The sequence below is a fragment of the Dellaglioa sp. CoH-55-MRSF-6 genome (assembly GCF_056782215.1).
In genome coordinates, this window is sequence record NZ_JBXAYJ010000006.1 from 17,659 (window position 1) to 34,619 (window position 16,961).

Annotated in this window: 14 protein-coding genes; all 14 read left to right on the plus strand. The window is 34.2% G+C overall.

Going from position 1 to position 16,961, the window contains the following annotated elements:
• The first annotated feature begins 17 nt into the window (after nucleotides 1-17).
• Nucleotides 18-818, plus strand: a complete 801-nt coding sequence (locus AC1RPK_RS06455; RefSeq protein ID WP_409021448.1) for a TIGR00282 family metallophosphoesterase — start codon at nucleotides 18-20, stop codon at nucleotides 816-818.
• 26 nt (nucleotides 819-844) lie between these two features.
• Nucleotides 845-3,424 carry a DNA mismatch repair protein MutS gene (gene mutS, locus AC1RPK_RS06460; RefSeq protein ID WP_481761846.1) on the plus strand — a complete coding sequence of 860 codons (2,580 nt, stop codon included), beginning with the start codon at nucleotides 845-847 and terminating at the stop codon, nucleotides 3,422-3,424.
• 16 nt (nucleotides 3,425-3,440) lie between these two features.
• Nucleotides 3,441-5,414 (plus strand): DNA mismatch repair endonuclease MutL, encoded by a 1,974-nt coding sequence (gene mutL / locus AC1RPK_RS06465; protein WP_481761845.1) that lies wholly within the window; start codon nucleotides 3,441-3,443, stop codon nucleotides 5,412-5,414.
• 136 nt (nucleotides 5,415-5,550) lie between these two features.
• Nucleotides 5,551-6,165, plus strand: coding sequence for a Holliday junction branch migration protein RuvA (ruvA, locus tag AC1RPK_RS06470; RefSeq protein ID WP_481761844.1), 615 nt, complete (start codon nucleotides 5,551-5,553; stop codon nucleotides 6,163-6,165).
• Nucleotides 6,166-6,180: 15 nt separating this feature from the next.
• The gene (gene ruvB, locus AC1RPK_RS06475; protein WP_409021443.1) at nucleotides 6,181-7,197 is read left to right on the plus strand and encodes a Holliday junction branch migration DNA helicase RuvB; all 1,017 of its coding nucleotides are present in this window, start codon (nucleotides 6,181-6,183) and stop codon (nucleotides 7,195-7,197) included.
• A gap of 17 nt (nucleotides 7,198-7,214) precedes the next feature.
• Nucleotides 7,215-8,255: a tRNA preQ1(34) S-adenosylmethionine ribosyltransferase-isomerase QueA gene (queA, locus tag AC1RPK_RS06480; RefSeq protein WP_481761843.1), complete on the plus strand. Its 1,041-nt coding sequence runs from the start codon at nucleotides 7,215-7,217 to the stop codon at nucleotides 8,253-8,255.
• Nucleotides 8,256-8,270: 15 nt separating this feature from the next.
• Nucleotides 8,271-9,416: a tRNA guanosine(34) transglycosylase Tgt gene (gene tgt / locus AC1RPK_RS06485; RefSeq protein ID WP_481761842.1), complete on the plus strand. Its 1,146-nt coding sequence runs from the start codon at nucleotides 8,271-8,273 to the stop codon at nucleotides 9,414-9,416.
• Nucleotides 9,417-9,499: 83 nt separating this feature from the next.
• The gene (gene yajC, locus AC1RPK_RS06490) at nucleotides 9,500-9,862 is read left to right on the plus strand and encodes a preprotein translocase subunit YajC (RefSeq protein WP_409021441.1); all 363 of its coding nucleotides are present in this window, start codon (nucleotides 9,500-9,502) and stop codon (nucleotides 9,860-9,862) included.
• Nucleotides 9,863-10,026: 164 nt separating this feature from the next.
• Nucleotides 10,027-11,514 carry a glucose-6-phosphate dehydrogenase gene (gene zwf, locus AC1RPK_RS06495; protein WP_481761841.1) on the plus strand — a complete coding sequence of 496 codons (1,488 nt, stop codon included), beginning with the start codon at nucleotides 10,027-10,029 and terminating at the stop codon, nucleotides 11,512-11,514.
• 147 nt (nucleotides 11,515-11,661) lie between these two features.
• Nucleotides 11,662-12,372 (plus strand): B3/B4 domain-containing protein, encoded by a 711-nt coding sequence (locus AC1RPK_RS06500; protein WP_481761840.1) that lies wholly within the window; start codon nucleotides 11,662-11,664, stop codon nucleotides 12,370-12,372.
• A gap of 137 nt (nucleotides 12,373-12,509) precedes the next feature.
• Nucleotides 12,510-13,652, plus strand: coding sequence for a DNA polymerase IV (gene dinB / locus AC1RPK_RS06505; RefSeq protein WP_481761839.1), 1,143 nt, complete (start codon nucleotides 12,510-12,512; stop codon nucleotides 13,650-13,652).
• Nucleotides 13,653-13,709: 57 nt separating this feature from the next.
• A complete protein-coding gene (locus AC1RPK_RS06510; RefSeq protein ID WP_481761838.1) occupies nucleotides 13,710-14,390 on the plus strand; it encodes a metal-dependent hydrolase in 681 nt (226 codons plus the stop codon).
• Between the two features lie 15 nt (nucleotides 14,391-14,405).
• Nucleotides 14,406-15,359 carry a DHH family phosphoesterase gene (locus tag AC1RPK_RS06515; RefSeq protein ID WP_481761837.1) on the plus strand — a complete coding sequence of 318 codons (954 nt, stop codon included), beginning with the start codon at nucleotides 14,406-14,408 and terminating at the stop codon, nucleotides 15,357-15,359.
• 1 nt (nucleotide 15,360) lies between these two features.
• Nucleotides 15,361-16,686 carry a DEAD/DEAH box helicase gene (locus AC1RPK_RS06520; protein ID WP_409021433.1) on the plus strand — a complete coding sequence of 442 codons (1,326 nt, stop codon included), beginning with the start codon at nucleotides 15,361-15,363 and terminating at the stop codon, nucleotides 16,684-16,686.
• The last annotated feature ends 275 nt before the right edge of the window (nucleotides 16,687-16,961 follow it).

Genomic DNA, 16,961 nt, shown 5'->3' on the forward strand with positions numbered 1-16,961 from the left:
AAGAAAAGAGGACAACCATGCGTTTATTATTTGTCGGAGATGTCGTTGGCGATTCAGGTCAACAAATGATTAAAGAGTATTTACCAAAATTAAAAAGAAAATTTCATCCACAGGCTACCATTGTAAATGGTGAAAATGCAACGAAGGGTAGAGGTATTAATGAATCTGTCTATAAAGCATTCCTTCAAACAGGTGCTGATGTTGTAACCATGGGTAACCATACTTGGGATAATAGAGATATTCAAGATTTTATTGGTGGTGCAAAAAAATTAATTAGACCAGCTAACTTCTCAGCAAACCAAGTACCTGGGATTGGACATACAATTATTAATATTAATCAGCAAAAATTAGCTGTGATTGATTTGCAAGGACGTGTTTTTATGTCTCCTTCAGATGATCCGTTTGCAGTTGTTCAAGATATTTTAGAAGAAGTCAAAAAAGAGACTGATTTCATTTTTATTGATTTTCATGCTGAAACAACGAGTGAAAAAGAAGCTATAGCATGGTTCTTAGATGGTCAAGTATCTGCGGTAGTAGGTACGCATACACATGTGCCTACTAATGATGCGCGTATTTTACCTAAAGGAACTGCCTTTATGTCAGATGTTGGTATGACAGGACCATACGATGGTATCTTAGGAATGAAACGTGAAAATGTAATTGGTCGCTTTTTATCGCAAATGCCAACACGATTTGAAGTGGATGAAACAGGTCGTAAAACGTTATCTGCTTGTGTGATAGATATTGATGACAAAACGGGACATGCTAAAAAGATATTCCCTGTATTAATTAATGATGACCATCCTTTTATGGATTAATTTAGAGATAGGAGGGCATCTCGACTATGCCGCAAAAAACAAAACTAACGCCAATGATGATACAATATTTTGACATTAAAGCACAGTATCCTGATGCTTTTTTGTTTTATCGTCTTGGTGATTTTTATGAACTATTTTATGATGATGCTGTTAAAGGGTCGCAATTACTCGAATTAACGTTAACAACACGTAATAAAAAAGCTGATGATCCTATTCCAATGTGTGGCGTACCGCATCATGCTGCTCAAAATTATATCGATATTTTAGTTGAAAAAGGATACAAAGTCGCAATATGTGAACAAGTTGAAGATCCTAAATTAGCTCAAGGTATGGTTAAACGTGAAGTTATTCAGCTAGTAACACCAGGAACAACGATGGATAACGGTGCGAAGGAGTCTAAAGAAAATAATTATTTAACAGCTATTATAGAAGACAACAATAGTTTTGGATTTGCTTATGTTGATTTATCAACAGGTGAATTAAAAACGAGTCGCTTAGATAATTTAGATAATTTAATTAATGAAATAATGAGTTTGAGAACTAAAGAAATTGTGATTAATGATAGTTTGTCTGATGAAACAATCGAAACATTAGAAAAATTAAATATTATGCTTTCTAAACAAGAAATTGTTGAAAATCATGCTGAATCAAGTTATGCGATTCAAGATTTAACAGATTCACTAGAAATCTCGGTTGTAACTGACTTGTTAACGTATCTTTCAGTTACGCAAAAACGAAGTTTAGATCATTTACAAAAAGCAGTTCATTATGAGCCTGATTTTTTCTTGAAAATGGATCATTATTCAAAATATAATTTAGAATTAATGCAAAATATTCGAACGGGCAAGAAGCAAGGTACTTTATTGTGGTTATTAGATGACACAAAAACAGCTATGGGTGGTCGTTTACTTAAACAGTGGATTGATAGACCGCTTATTAACTATGCTGAAATTTTAGACCGTCAAAATAAGGTTGATTTATTGATTAACCATTATTTTGAAAGAAGTACGTTACAAGAAGAGTTAGTTAAAGTTTATGATTTAGAAAGATTGGCAGGACGTGTCGCTTTTGGTAGCGTAAATGGGCGAGATTTAGTTCAACTTAAATTATCGCTTAAACAAGTTCCTAAAATTAAATATGTTTTAGACGAAATTGACGATGGTACTTTTTCTGATGTTATCAATAAATTAGATCCAGTCGATGATATTTCTAATTTAATAGAACGTGCCATTGTTGATGAACCACCTTTATCAGTGACTGATGGTCACCTATTTAAACCGGGGTATAATGATAAATTAGATATTTATCAAGATGCAATGAAAAATGGTAAACAATGGTTAGCTGAAATGGAAGCCAAAGAAAGAAATCTAACGGGGATTAAAAATCTTAAAATTGGATTTAACCGTGTTTTTGGTTATTTTATCGAAGTGACAAAATCTAATATTATTAATGTTCCAAAAGACCGTTATGAACGAAAACAGACGTTGACTAATGCTGAACGTTATATCACACCTGAACTGAAAGAACGTGAAAGTATTATTTTAGGTGCTGAGAGTAAAGCGATGGATTTAGAATATAAATTGTTTGTCGAAATTAGAGATATTGTTAAAAAATCAATTGAACGATTACAGATATTAGCTCAAGGAATTGCCACGTTAGACGTCTTACAAAGTTTCGCGGTTGTTAGTGAAGACTCACATTTTGTAAAACCACAATTATTAAAAGAAGGTCATCAATTGGATATCACAGCTGGTTGGCATCCTGTAGTTGAAAAAGTGATGGGAAAACAAAGCTATATACCAAATGATGTTAGAATGCCTGAAACACTTGATATTTTATTGATTACAGGACCTAATATGTCAGGTAAAAGTACGTATATGCGTCAATTAGCATTAACGGTTGTGATGGCTCAAATCGGTTGTTTCGTACCTGCAGAGGCGGCTAAAATGCCAATATTTGACCAAATATTTACTCGGATTGGTGCAGCAGATGATTTAATTTCAGGTCAAAGTACGTTTATGGTTGAAATGAAAGAAGCTAATCAAGCCTTAGAAAATGCGACTGAGAATAGTTTAATCTTATTTGATGAACTTGGTAGGGGAACGGCAACTTATGATGGTATGGCACTCGCACAAGCGATTATCGAGTATGTGGATAAACATGTACATGCCAAAACACTTTTTTCGACACATTATCACGAATTAACGATACTTGAAGAAACCGTTAGTTCTTTAAAAAATGTCCATGTAGGTGCTATTGAAGAAAATGGTGAATTAATTTTCTTACATAAAATTCAAGAAGGACCTGCAGATAAATCTTATGGGATTCATGTTGCTAAATTGGCGGGAATGCCAGCAGAATTGTTAAGCCGTGCAACATTAATTTTAGATGATTTAGAGCTAAAAAATAAACAATCAGATAGTAAAAAAGAATTACCAACAACCATCAATGAAGATGATACGCAGTTATCTTTATTTGTTAACGAAAACTTGTCAAAGGACCAGTTAGCAGTTGTGGATGAACTTAAAGCACTTAACTTGATGAACATGACGCCAAGAGATATTATGAACGTCTTATATGACTGGCAAGAAAAATTGAACGGATAGAACTGAAGGTGAATGAATGACAAAAATAATTGAACTGCCCACAATTTTAGCGGATCAAATAGCTGCTGGTGAAGTAGTTGAAAGACCTGCATCTGTTGTAAAAGAATTAGTTGAAAATGCGATTGATGCGCATGGCACACAAGTTGATGTAGTCGTTGAGGAAGCTGGGCTTAAATTAATTCAAGTCATTGATAATGGAGATGGCATTGAGGCATCCCAACTGCAGAATGCTTTTAAACGTCATGCCACAAGTAAGATTACTTCAAGAGAAGATTTATTTAAAATCAGTACGCTAGGATTTCGTGGCGAAGCTTTACCAAGTATTGCATCAGTTGCTAAAGTGACTTTGAATACAGCTATTGAAGGGCAACCTGGGGCTGTTATTGCTGTTAACGGTGGTGAGATAGTAGATGAAAAATCATCTGCTAGTCGTAAAGGAACAGAAATAACAGTCTCTGACTTATTTTACAATACGCCTGCACGTTTAAAATATGTAAAGTCTTTGCAAACTGAAATGTCAATTATTAGCGACATGATGAACCGATTAGCAATGAGCCATACAAATATTTCATTTTCTTTAACACATGATGGTAAAGAAGTCTTGAAAACAACTGGAAACGGCCAACTGAAACAAACTATTTCAGCTATCTATGGGGTCAAAAGTGCACGCCAAATGCTTGAATTTAAGGGTCATGATTTAGATTTTAAGATTAGCGGTTATACATCACTGCCAGAATTAACGCGTGCTGGCCGACAGTTTATATCTATTTTAATTAATGGACGTTACGTTAAAAATGTTAATTTAAATAAAGCAATCATTAAAGGATATGGATCAAAATTAATGGTTGGACGCTATCCGATTACAATTTTGAATATTCAATTAGATCCCATGCTAGTTGATGTGAATGTTCATCCAACTAAGCAGGAAGTAAGATTGAGTAAAGAACCAGAATTAACTGAACTTATAAAAAAGATTATCTATGAACGTATTGCTGAAGAAAATTTAATTCCGGAAGCATTAGAGAATTTAAGTTCTAAGAAACGTGAAAAAATAGATACGGATCAATTACAATTTGATTTGAATGAAGCCTCAAGTAAATATCAAGCTAAGCCTAAATTCTCATCAGTACAAACGGATGCAGTAACAAGTGGTGAACCTAAGATTACAATTGGCGAAAATTTAAATCATTTATCAAGGAATATTGAACCAATCTCAATTCAAGTTGCTGAACAATTGGATTCGAAACGAGTTAGCACATTTGAGACACAATATGCTAATGAAATTAATGTGGCACCATTTTCTATTGTTACGCCGGATGAAACAGGCGATGTACAGAAAGAGAATGATGAAGAAATAGCTACCACGAAAAAGAGTGAACAAAGGTTTCCTGATTTAAAATATATTGGCCAAATGCATGGAACCTATTTATTTACAGAATCGGAAGACGGGTTATATATATTAGACCAACATGCTGCACAAGAACGTATTAATTATGAGTTTTATCGTAAGCAAATTGGTGACGTTTCTAGTGACTTGCAAAATCTATTGGTACCGATTGTTCTAGAATATACAGTAAGTGAAGCTATAATTATTACTGAACATACCGATATATTGGAAAAAATCGGACTCATCCTTGAACCATTTGGACAAAATAGTTTCATTATTAGACAGCATCCAACCTGGTTTAAAGAAGGGCAAGAAGAAAGTACGATTCGAGAAATGATTGATTACTTACTCACAGATGGGAAAATAGTGATTGCTGAATTTAGAGAAAAAGCGGCGATTATGATGAGTTGCAAGAGGGCAATCAAAGCAAATCACCACCTTGATGATCGACAAGCTAAGGCATTGATAAGTGAGCTAAAAAATGTTGAAAATCCATTTAATTGTCCACATGGACGACCAGTTTTAGTTCATTTTTCTAATCAAGACATGGAACATTTCTTTAAACGAATTCAAGATTCACATCAAACCGGTCACGAAGGTTAGGCTAAGAATCAATTGTTGCCAAATATTTGGTGATAATTGATTTTTTTGTAAGAAAAGCGATAACTGTATAAATAAGTGGTCTATGGTACACTATTAAAAGCAGATTCATGTAGATTAGGAAAAGTGGGAAAATAATATGTATGAGTATTTTATGGGCCAAATAACGGCTGTAACACCTTTTTATCTTGTTTTAGAAGTTAATGGAATAGGCTATCAAATTTTTGTTGCTAACCCATTTAGGTACCAAGAAGATTCAAAAAAAGTTGTTAAAATTTTTGTTTATCAGGCTATTCGTGAAAATGATATGACGTTATTTGGTTTTTACGATTTAGATGAAAAAAAATTATTTGAAAAATTATTGAATGTTTCAGGAATCGGTCCTAAGAGTGCGCTTGCTATTTTAGCCAATGATGATCATCGTGGTTTAGTTAATGCGATTAATACAGAAGATGTTAGTTATTTAATTAAATTTCCAGGTGTTGGTAAAAAAACAGCACAACAAATCGTGCTTGATTTAAAAGGTAAATTAGATGATATTGAAGGTCAAGCAACCACAATGCCAGGACAACAATCGCTTGATTTCATTCCGGCACAAGCATCACCATTTATGAAAGAAAGTCTTGAAGCTTTATCTGCTTTAGGATATTCTCAACGTGAGATTAAGGCTATTAGTAAGAATCTAGAATCATTCGAAGCAGACTCAACGGATGCTTATCTACGAGAAGGCTTAAAATTATTAATGAAAAAATAAAAGGAGGTTGATAAAATGACAGAACAACGGATTATTTCGAATGAACCGGAAGATAATCAGGAAGAATCCATTGAAAAGTCACTTCGTCCCCAATTTTTATCACAATACATTGGTCAAGATAAGGTTAAAAATGAATTAAGTGTGTATATCCAAGCTGCTAGACAACGTGAAGAGGCACTTGATCATGTATTGTTGTATGGGCCACCTGGGTTAGGTAAAACAACACTTGCAATGGTTATTGCAAATGAAATGCAAGTGCAAATTAAAACAACTAGTGGACCAGCAATTGAAAAATCTGGAGATCTTGTGGCACTTTTAAATGAATTACAACCTGGGGATGTCTTATTTATTGATGAAATTCATCGTTTACCCAAGATGGTTGAAGAAATGTTGTATTCAGCTATGGAAGATTTTTTTGTAGATATTGTTGTTGGCCAAGGCCCAACAGCACATCCCGTTCATTTTCCACTACCTCCATTCACATTGATTGGTGCAACAACACGGGCGGGCCTTCTATCAGCACCGTTACGAGATCGATTTGGGATTGTTGAACATATGGCCTATTATAATCAATCTGATTTGCAAGAAATTGTCATTCGATCAGCAGATATTTTCAATACAAAAATTGAAGAAAGTGGCGCTCATGAGTTAGCTCGACGCTCACGTGGAACACCACGAATTGCGAATCGCCTATTAAAAAGAGTTCGTGATTTTGCAGAAGTTTCTGACCAAAGTGAAATTAACCAAGCAACGGCTGATCATGCGTTAAATCTACTTGCCGTGGATAACCGTGGATTAGATGAGACAGATCGCAAACTTTTAGAGACTATGATTGATTTCTATCAAGGTGGTCCAGTTGGTTTGAGTACGTTAGCAGCCAATATAGGGGAAGAAACAGAGACCATTGCTGAAATGGTTGAACCTTATTTAATGCAAATTGGCTTTATAAAACGCACACCAAGAGGGCGAGTTGCAACAATGGAAGCTTATGAACATTTGAATCGACCTTATGACTTTAACGAGAATAAATAGAGAAGGATGACGATATTTTGACTAAACAACTAAGTACTGAAGATTTCGATTATGAATTGCCTCAAGAATTAATTGCGCAAACACCCTTAGAAGAACGTGATGCATCTCGGATGTTAATCTTGGATCATGAGACAGGTAAAATCAAGGATGATTATTTCTATAATGTAATTGACCAATTAAATGCTGGGGACGCTCTTGTAATGAACGATTCGCGGGTGATGCCTGCTAGAATTCATGGAATTAGACCTGATACTGGTGGCCACATCGAAGTGTTGCTATTGAACAATACTGATGGTGATAACTGGGAAACATTAGTAAAACCTGCTAAAAAAATGAAGGTTGGTTCTGTGATTAGTTTTGGTGATGGCCGCTTAACGGCAACGATCATTGAAGAGCTAGAACATGGTGGCCGCATGATTCGTTTTGAATATGAGGGTATATTTATGGAAATTCTGAATGAACTTGGCGAAATGCCGCTACCTCCTTATATTAAAGAAACGCTTGAAGATCAAGAAATGTACCAAACGGTTTATTCAAAGGAAGTTGGATCGGCAGCAGCACCTACAGCTGGTTTACATTTTACAAATGAATTATTAGAAAAGATTGAAGCTAAAGGTGTTCATCTTGTTTATTTAACGCTACATGTTGGATTAGGGACATTTAGACCTGTTAGTGAAACGAATATTGCAGACCATAAAATGCATAGTGAATTTTATCGTTTAACTGAGGATGCAGCTCAACAATTAAATGATGTTCGTAAATCAGGTGGTAAAATTATTGCGACAGGAACAACTACAATTCGGACACTTGAAACAATTGGCTCAAAATTTAAGGGCGCTATTCAAGCTGACAGTGGTTGGACGGAAATTTTCATTAAACCAGGATATGAATTTAAGGTTGTTGAAGGATTTATAACTAATTTTCATTTACCAAAATCAACATTAGTAATGTTGGTTGCAGCATTTACAGGAAGAGAAAATATTTTAAACGCATATAAACATGCAGTTGATTCTAAATATCGATTCTTTAGCTTCGGCGATGCAATGTATATTAAATAGGATGGAGAATTAATAATGGTAGAGCCCGCAATTAAGTATCGGTTAATCAAAAAAGACAAACGGACAGGTGCCAGACTTGGTGAAATTATTACACCTCACGGAACTTTCCCAACGCCAATGTTTATGCCCGTAGGTACACTAGCATCTGTTAAATCAATGGCACCTGAAGAATTAGACGAACTTGGTGCTAATATTATCTTATCAAACACCTATCATTTATGGTTACGCCCCGGTGAAGATGTCGTACAAGAAGCTGGTGGGTTACATAAATTTATGAATTGGGATAAAGGTATTTTGACTGATTCGGGTGGCTTTCAAGTATTTTCATTAGCAAAGATGCGTGATATTACTGAGGAAGGCGTCAAATTTAGAAGTCATCTAAATGGAGAAAAATTATTCTTATCACCAGAAAAAGCGATCCACATAGAAAATGCTTTAGGTGCGGATATTATGATGAGTTTTGATGAATGTCCACCATTTTCTGAAAGTTATGACTATATTAGCAAATCAGTTGATCGGACAAGCCGCTGGGCTGAAAGAGGACTTGAAGCTCATTTGAATCCGAAAGAACAGGCTTTATTTGGAATTGTTCAAGGTGGCGGTCATCGAAATTTGAGAGAACGAAGTGCGCGTGATTTAGTTTCAATGGACTTTCCTGGTTATTCAATAGGTGGGTTATCGGTAGGGGAATCAAAAGCTGAAATGAACCGCGTTTTAGATTTCACAACGCCATTGTTACCAGAAGACAAGCCACGGTATCTAATGGGTGTTGGTTCAGCTGACGCCTTGATTGATGGGGTGTTACGTGGAATTGATATGTTTGATTGCGTGTTACCAACACGTATTGCTAGAAATGGGACAACAATGACTTCAATGGGCCGTGTTGTTGTAAAAAATGCGAAATATGAACGAGACTTTAGACCATTAGATGAAAACTGTGATTGTTATACATGTAAGAATTATACGCGTGCTTATTTACGTCATCTGATTAAAGCAGATGAAACATTTGGTATTCGTTTAACTAGTTATCATAATTTGTATTTTTTAACACATTTAATGGCTGATGTTCGTCAAGCTATTATGGATGACAACTTATTAGAATTTCGTGAAGCATTTTTTGAACAATATGGATTTTATGATAAAAATCCTAAGAATTTTTAAATTTTTTTGAATAACTGTGGTGTTCAGTCAATAAGTTTGATACCCTTGTGTAGTAAGAAAAAAGAAATAGAGGTGACTTATTAATGCAATATAGTAGTATTTTAATGATTGTGGCTTTATTCGTCTTGATGTATTTCATGATGATTCGTCCACAAAAAAAACAACAACAAAAACAACAAGATATGATGAACCAATTAAAACCTGGGGATGCAGTAGTAACTATTGGTCGTTTACACGGCGTTATTGATAGTTTTGATGAAGAGGCAAAAACTGTTACACTTGATTGTGACGGTATTTTCTTAACATTTGAACGCTCAGCAATCGCACGTGTCCTTCCTGCCGCAGTTAAAGTAGAACCTGCAGCTGCAGTTAAGGAAGAAACAACTACTGATGCAGTTATTGAAACAAAAACTGAAGAAGATAAATTCTCTTCTGACGAAAAATAATTATTTTCAAGTATTAACTTTGTGCTAATCAGAGTTAATACTTTTTTTATTGTCTAGTTTAAGACCAACTTTCTTGTTTATTTTACTAATAAAATGTAAACTTATACTATTGATTTTACTAATAAAGAGGACTGAAACCTCAAAAATGAGAGTGGTGTGGAATAATGGAAACTCAACAAAAGGCCTTATTTATTATCTTTGGTGGAACCGGAGATTTAGCAAAGCGAAAATTGTATCCATCTCTTTTCAAACTATTTGAAAAAGGATTTTTAGATGCCAACTTTGCTGTAATTGGGACTGCAAGACGTCCTTGGACAGATGATTTTTATCAAAACGTTGTTACTGAATCTTTAGTTAATGTTAGCGATGATGCTAATAAAATTGCTGATTTCGTATCACATTTTTATTATCAATCACATGATGTGACTGATGTTGCACATTATATAACTTTAAAAAAATTAGCAGATAAACTTGATGAAAAATACCAAATTGAAGGTAACCGTATGTTCTACTTAGCAATGTCACCTCAATTTTTTGGTACGATTGCGACTCATTTAGGGTCACAAAAGTTAGTAACTAAAAATGGATTCAACCGTTTAATTATTGAAAAACCTTTTGGACGCAATTTTGAAAGTGCTAAAAAGTTAAATGATGAAATTACAAATACTTTTGATGAAGATCAAATATTTAGAATTGATCATTACCTAGGTAAGGAAATGATTCAAAATATTCCAGCAATTCGTTTTGGTAATATTATTACGCAAACATTGTGGAATAATAAGTATATAGATAATATTCAATTAACGTTGAGTGAGTCATTAGGTGTTGAAGAACGTGGCGGGTACTATGAAACGAGTGGCGCTATGCGTGATATGTTCCAAAATCACATTATGCAAGTTGTTTCATTATTAACAATGGACATGCCAAAAGAATTTGTTGCATCAGAAATTCGTAAAGAAAAATTAAAGGCTTTAAAAGCAATCCGTATCTTAAAACCTGATGAAGTTAATAAAAACTTTGTTCGTGGACAATATGGTGCAAATGAGGCAGGAACCGAAAAGGCTTATCGTGAGGAAAAACAGATTTCACCTGATTCAATGATTGAAACATTTATTGCTGGTCGTTTAATGATTGACAATGATCGTTGGGCTGGTGTGCCAGTTTATGTTCGCAGTGGTAAACGTCTTGTCGAGAAAAATACTGAAATCAATATTGTTTTTAAAAATGTTGAAAAAAATATTTTTGGAACAAGTGCTGAACATGAACATTTAGGTAAAGATGTATTAACAATTACAGTTGAACCTGATGAACGATTTAGATTGACGATTAATACTAAAGAAATTGGGCAAGGCTTTAACACGAATAAAACGAATTTAGATTATGTTAATTCACCTGAAACAAAAGCTAAAACACCAGAAGCATACGAAAAGTTAATTTTGGATGCGTTAGATGGAAATGCAATTAATTTTGCTCATTGGAATGAAGTTGCTAAGGCATGGAATGTAGCCGATGTGATTTTAGAGACATGGCATAACGATAATGATGATAAAACGTTATTCCCTAACTATTTAAGTGGATCGATGGGTCCAACGGCTTCAGATAAATTATTAACGGATGATGGTAATTACTGGATATACGATCCTAAAAAGTAAAAAACGTTAATCCTTCGGTATTAATTGAAGTAACTCTTGCATGATAATTTTAATTATTTAGGGAAATATTATTTTAATAGACAAAATATCAGAAGTATTATAGTACGAAAGCGATTATAAAAGTATAAATTTATAAGGAGAGTAATGATGAATAAAATTATTATAGATGAAGATTTTTGGAACATCTTTCCAGATGCACAAATTAATATTATGCTTTTAAAAGATATAGATAATCATCCTAAAGAAAATCAAACCGATTTTTATGATAACATGCTTGAACAAGCTGGGGATAAAGCTCAAAAATATTTAACAAATGAATCATTCAAAGACAATTTAGTCGTGGCTAATTGGCGTGAAGCATACCAAAATTTTAAGAAGAAAAAAGGTGCTCGTTCATCAATTGAAGCTTTACTTAAACGAGTTGATCAGGGTAAAGGTGTGGGTTCAATAAATCCGCTTGTTGACCTGTACAATAGTATTTCATTAGAGTATGGTGTACCTGTTGGTGGTGAAGATACAGATGCTATCAAAGGAGATCTTCATTTAGGTGTTGCTAAAGGTGGAGAAGCTTTTTATCCTTTAGGTGATGATAAAAATGAACCAGCTCTGCTTGGTGAAGTTTTATATTATGATGATGATGGAGCAGTTTGCAGATGCTTAAATTGGCGAGATGGTAAAAGAACAATGTTAACAGATGATACAAAAAATGCTGTTATGGTAATGGAATCTGTCAATAAAGAACAGAATGAAATTATTGATGAGGCAATGTTACAATTACAAAAGTCTATTAAAGATAATCTTAATGTAGAAGGTAAAATTTTTAAATTAAATAAGGATAATTCTGTTATAGGTGAATAATATGAAGTACCTCATAATTGTTAAACATAAGTTTAACGATAATGAGGTATTTTTATATCTTAATGGACAATAAAGAGCAATTAATTTGAAAAGGAACGTGCGTTCGTGTAAAATTGCATGAAAAGGATGTGGGACTAATGGCTGAATTAAATGGTATTACAATAGACGATAATTTATTAAAAAGAAAAATTATCCATGTCGATATGGATGCTTTTTATGCGTCAATTGAAGAGCGTGAACATCCTGAATTTATTGGACAACCATTAGTTATTGCCCAGGATCCTAGAAAAAATGGTGGTCGTGGTGTTGTTGCTACAGCAAATTATGAGGCAAGAAAATTAGGTATCCATTCTGCTATGGCAGCCCAAGAAGCTTATGAAATTTGTCCTAAAGCTATTTTTAAATCGCCTGATTTCACACTATATAAAGAAGTTTCAAGACAGCTTCATGAAATATTTCATGAATATACAGAAATGATTGAGCCAATTGCATTTGATGAAGCCTATCTTGATATTACACAGAATAAAAAAGAAATTAAAAGTGCTATTCAAGCAGCGCACATGATTCAAAGAGAAATCTATCAAAAATTACATTTAACCTGTTCAACGGGTGTTTCTTATAATAAATTTTTAGCAAAACTAGCGTCCGATTACAATAAACCAGCTGGAATGACATTAATTCTGCCAGAAGATGTCATTCCTTTTTTATCTGAATTGCCAATTGGTAAATTTAGAGGCGTTGGAAAAAAAACAGAACCAAAAATGATTAATCAAGGTATCCTTACTGGAAAAGAATTATTAGAAAAATCTGAAGTTGAATTAATTCAACAATTTGGTAAATTAGGGTACTTCTTATATAAACGAGTACGAGGTGTTGATGATCGTCCAGTCGAGTGGCAAAGAGAGAGAAAATCGATTGGTAGCGAGCGAACATACGGGAAGTTATTGATGACAACGGATGAAGTTGAAACACAACTTAGGTATATTGCACATTTAGTTTCAGAAACGTTGAGTAAACAACAAAAACATGGGAAAACGTTAGTCATTAAAGTTCGCTATCAGGATTTTACGACGCTAACAAAAAGATTAACATTGGAAGAATTTATTCGTAATGATGCAGCAACTATTTATTTTTATGGACGACAGATTTTTGACGATATATTGGGTGCAGAAAAGGGAATTAGGTTACTTGGATTAACGATGACAAATTTAGCACCAATTGGTTTTGAAAATATGAAACTACCATTATTTGGGAAAAAAGACACAAAACAGCCTTTGTAATTGGCCTCAATAACCGTTATACTTAAGAGCAACTTTGGAAACGAAAGAAGACTAAACATGAAAATTACATGGCTTGGACAATCTAGTATTCAAATTGTTACTGACGATAAGTTGACGATCTTAATTGATCCATTCATTAAAGATAATCCGTTAGTTAAAACGACTATTGACGAATTAAATCCAGATTATATTTTAGTGACGCATGCACACTACGATCATGTGGGTGATACAATTGAGTTAGCAAAAAAATCAGGGGCTAAAGTCGTTACAATCAATGAACTAGCTAATTATTTTGAAGATGAGGGTTTAATTGTTGAGCCTTTAAATTTTGGTGGTCAGCTTAAATTACCTTTCGGTTCAGTAAAACTTATTCCCGCGTGGCATACTGCTGCCTTGGTAATTGATGGTACAGCGAGAACATTAGGTGTAGCTGCAGGGTTTGAATTGCATATTGATGGGAAAGTCTTGTATCATGCAGGAGATACGGCTTTATTTTCAGATATGAAGTTAGTTAATCATATGGAACCTGTTGATTTAGCATTTTTACCGATTGGTGATACTTATACAATGGGTTTAGAAGATGCTGCAATTGCAGCTGAATTTGTACAGGCAAAAAAGGTTGTTCCAATTCATTACAATACGTTTACCAAAATTGAACAAAATCCAGTTGAATTTGTTCAATTATTGAATGATGGTGTGGGGATTATTCCCGAGATTGATATTCCATTTGAGTTCTAAGAAGGAGTCATTTAAGTGAAAATTGAGTTAGAAATTTTAAAAAAAATTAAACAATTTGATACGATTATTATTCATCGTCATCAAAGTCCAGACCCTGATGCAATTGGATCTCAATCGGGGTTAGCAGCAATTATTCGTGCTAGTTTTCCTGACAAAAAGGTTTATCAAGTTGGTGCGCCCTCAGCTGGATTAGTATGGATTAGTGACCAAGATGAAATTTCTGATGAGACGTATAATAATGCACTCGTCATCGTGATTGATACGGCTAATCGTCCAAGAGTTGAAGATGATCGATATACAAGTGGTGCCTACCTAATTAAATTGGATCATCATCCCAATGAAGACGTTTATGGTGATTTAGTTTGGGTGAAAACAAATGCATCAAGTAGTTCTGAATTAGTTATGGATTTAGTTGATGGCGTTGGTGGAGAACTTGTAGTTACTGATGATGCGGCTAGGATGTTATACGCCGGAATTGTTGGCGATACAGGTCGATTCATGTATTCAGCAACAACTGCACATACGATGCAAGTGGTTGCTGAATTAATGACTTATCATTTTTCAACTACTAAAATAAACCAAAAAATGGACAATATTACCGCAGGTGTCGCTAAGTTATCAGGATATGTATATGATAATTTAGTTATTACAGAACATAAAGCAGCATATGTCATATTGACACATGACTATCTAGATTCAATAGAGTTGGGCGATGCTGGTTCATCTCAAATTGTACCTTTACCAGGTAAAATTATTGAAGTTCAATGTTGGGCAATTTTTGTGCAGCAAAAGGATGGTAGCTATCGCGTTCGATTACGATCAAAAGGTCCTGTAATCAATCAGTTAGCAAAAGAGCATGATGGTGGTGGACATCCCATGGCCAGTGGTGCAAGAGCTAAAGACCAAGCAGAGTACGAAGAAATAGTTAAATCACTTGATGATTTAGCTAAGACATATACGGGAGAATAAAATGCCAGAAAATTTTAAAAATTTTGGATTGAAATCGTATCTTTTAAAAGCGATTGAAGCAATTCATTTTAATGTACCAACAGAAGTTCAACAACGCTTAATACCAGTTGTTTTAAAGGGTAAAAGCGTTGTAGGTCAATCACAAACGGGTAGTGGTAAAACACATACTTTCCTATTACCAATCTTTAATCAACTTGATCCTTCAAATAATACGGTTCAAGCAGTTATTACGACACCAAGTCGTGAACTTGCTTACCAAATTTATGAAGCTGCTAAGCAATTGGCAGAATTTAGTCCCGAACCTATTCATATTCAAAATTATGTTGGTGGGACAGATAAACAGCGTCAAATCGATAAATTAAGTAGAAGACAACCACAAATTGTCATTGGGACACCTGGACGTATTGCTGATTTAATGAGCAGTAACGCTTTAGATATTCATAATGCATCAACTTTAGTTGTAGATGAAGCAGATATGACACTTGATTTAGGGTTTTTGAAAGAAACTGATCAAATTGCATCTGCATTACCTTCTGATCTTCAAATGATGGTGTTTTCAGCAACTATTCCACAAAAATTACAACCATTTTTAAAGAAATACATGAAGAACCCAGTAGTTGAAGAAATTGCAGCTAAATCAGTTATTAGTGATACGATTGAAAACTGGATTATTCCAACGAAGGGTCATGATCGTAATGAAGTTATTTATCAATTAATTACGATGGGACAACCATATATCGCACTTATTTTTGCAAATACAAAAACACGTGTTGATGAAATTGTTGAGTATTTACGTGGTAAGAATTTAAAAGTTGCTAAAATTCATGGTGATGTGCCAGCTCGTGAACGAAAACGTGTCATGAAAGAAGTTCAAAATTTAGATTTTCAATATGTTGTCGCAACTGATTTGGCAGCGCGTGGAATTGATATTGAGGGTGTTTCACATGTCATCAATGATGATATTCCAAATGATTTAGAATTCTTCATTCATCGTGTTGGACGTACTGGTCGTAACGGTTTGAGTGGTATTGCGATGACGTTATATGAACCAAATGAAGAAAATAAAATTGCTGAGTTAGAAGCAATGGGGATTAAATTTGCACCTAAAGATATTAAAAAAGGTGAAATCGTTGATTCTTATGATCGTAATCGCCGTGAAAATCGTAAACAAACCAAAGATCCTTTAGCTCCAGTAATCAAAGGAATGGTTAAAAAAGAGAAGAAAAAACGTAAACCTGGATATAAGAAAAAGATTCAAAAAGCAATTAAACGTAAAGATCAAATGGATCGTCGCGTTAACAGAAAACAAAATCGTAAAGAGTCGTAAGCTTAATTTGACAATTTGAGTCGATTTCAATATAATTTTTATTAGAAACAGGGATAAATTTAAATAGCCTAACAGAAACATTTCATTTGCTGAGAGAAATGATTATTTAAAAAAGCTGCCTTGTGTTAAGTATTAATAGAATGACGTCCACTCAACGTTATCGAGTTTAAGAGGTAAACGACTAAAACATCGTTGCAAGTAAGGTGGTACCGCGCTATAAGCGTCCTTACTCGCAGCGGTGTTTTTTGCTTAAAAATAGAAGGGAAGTCACACTT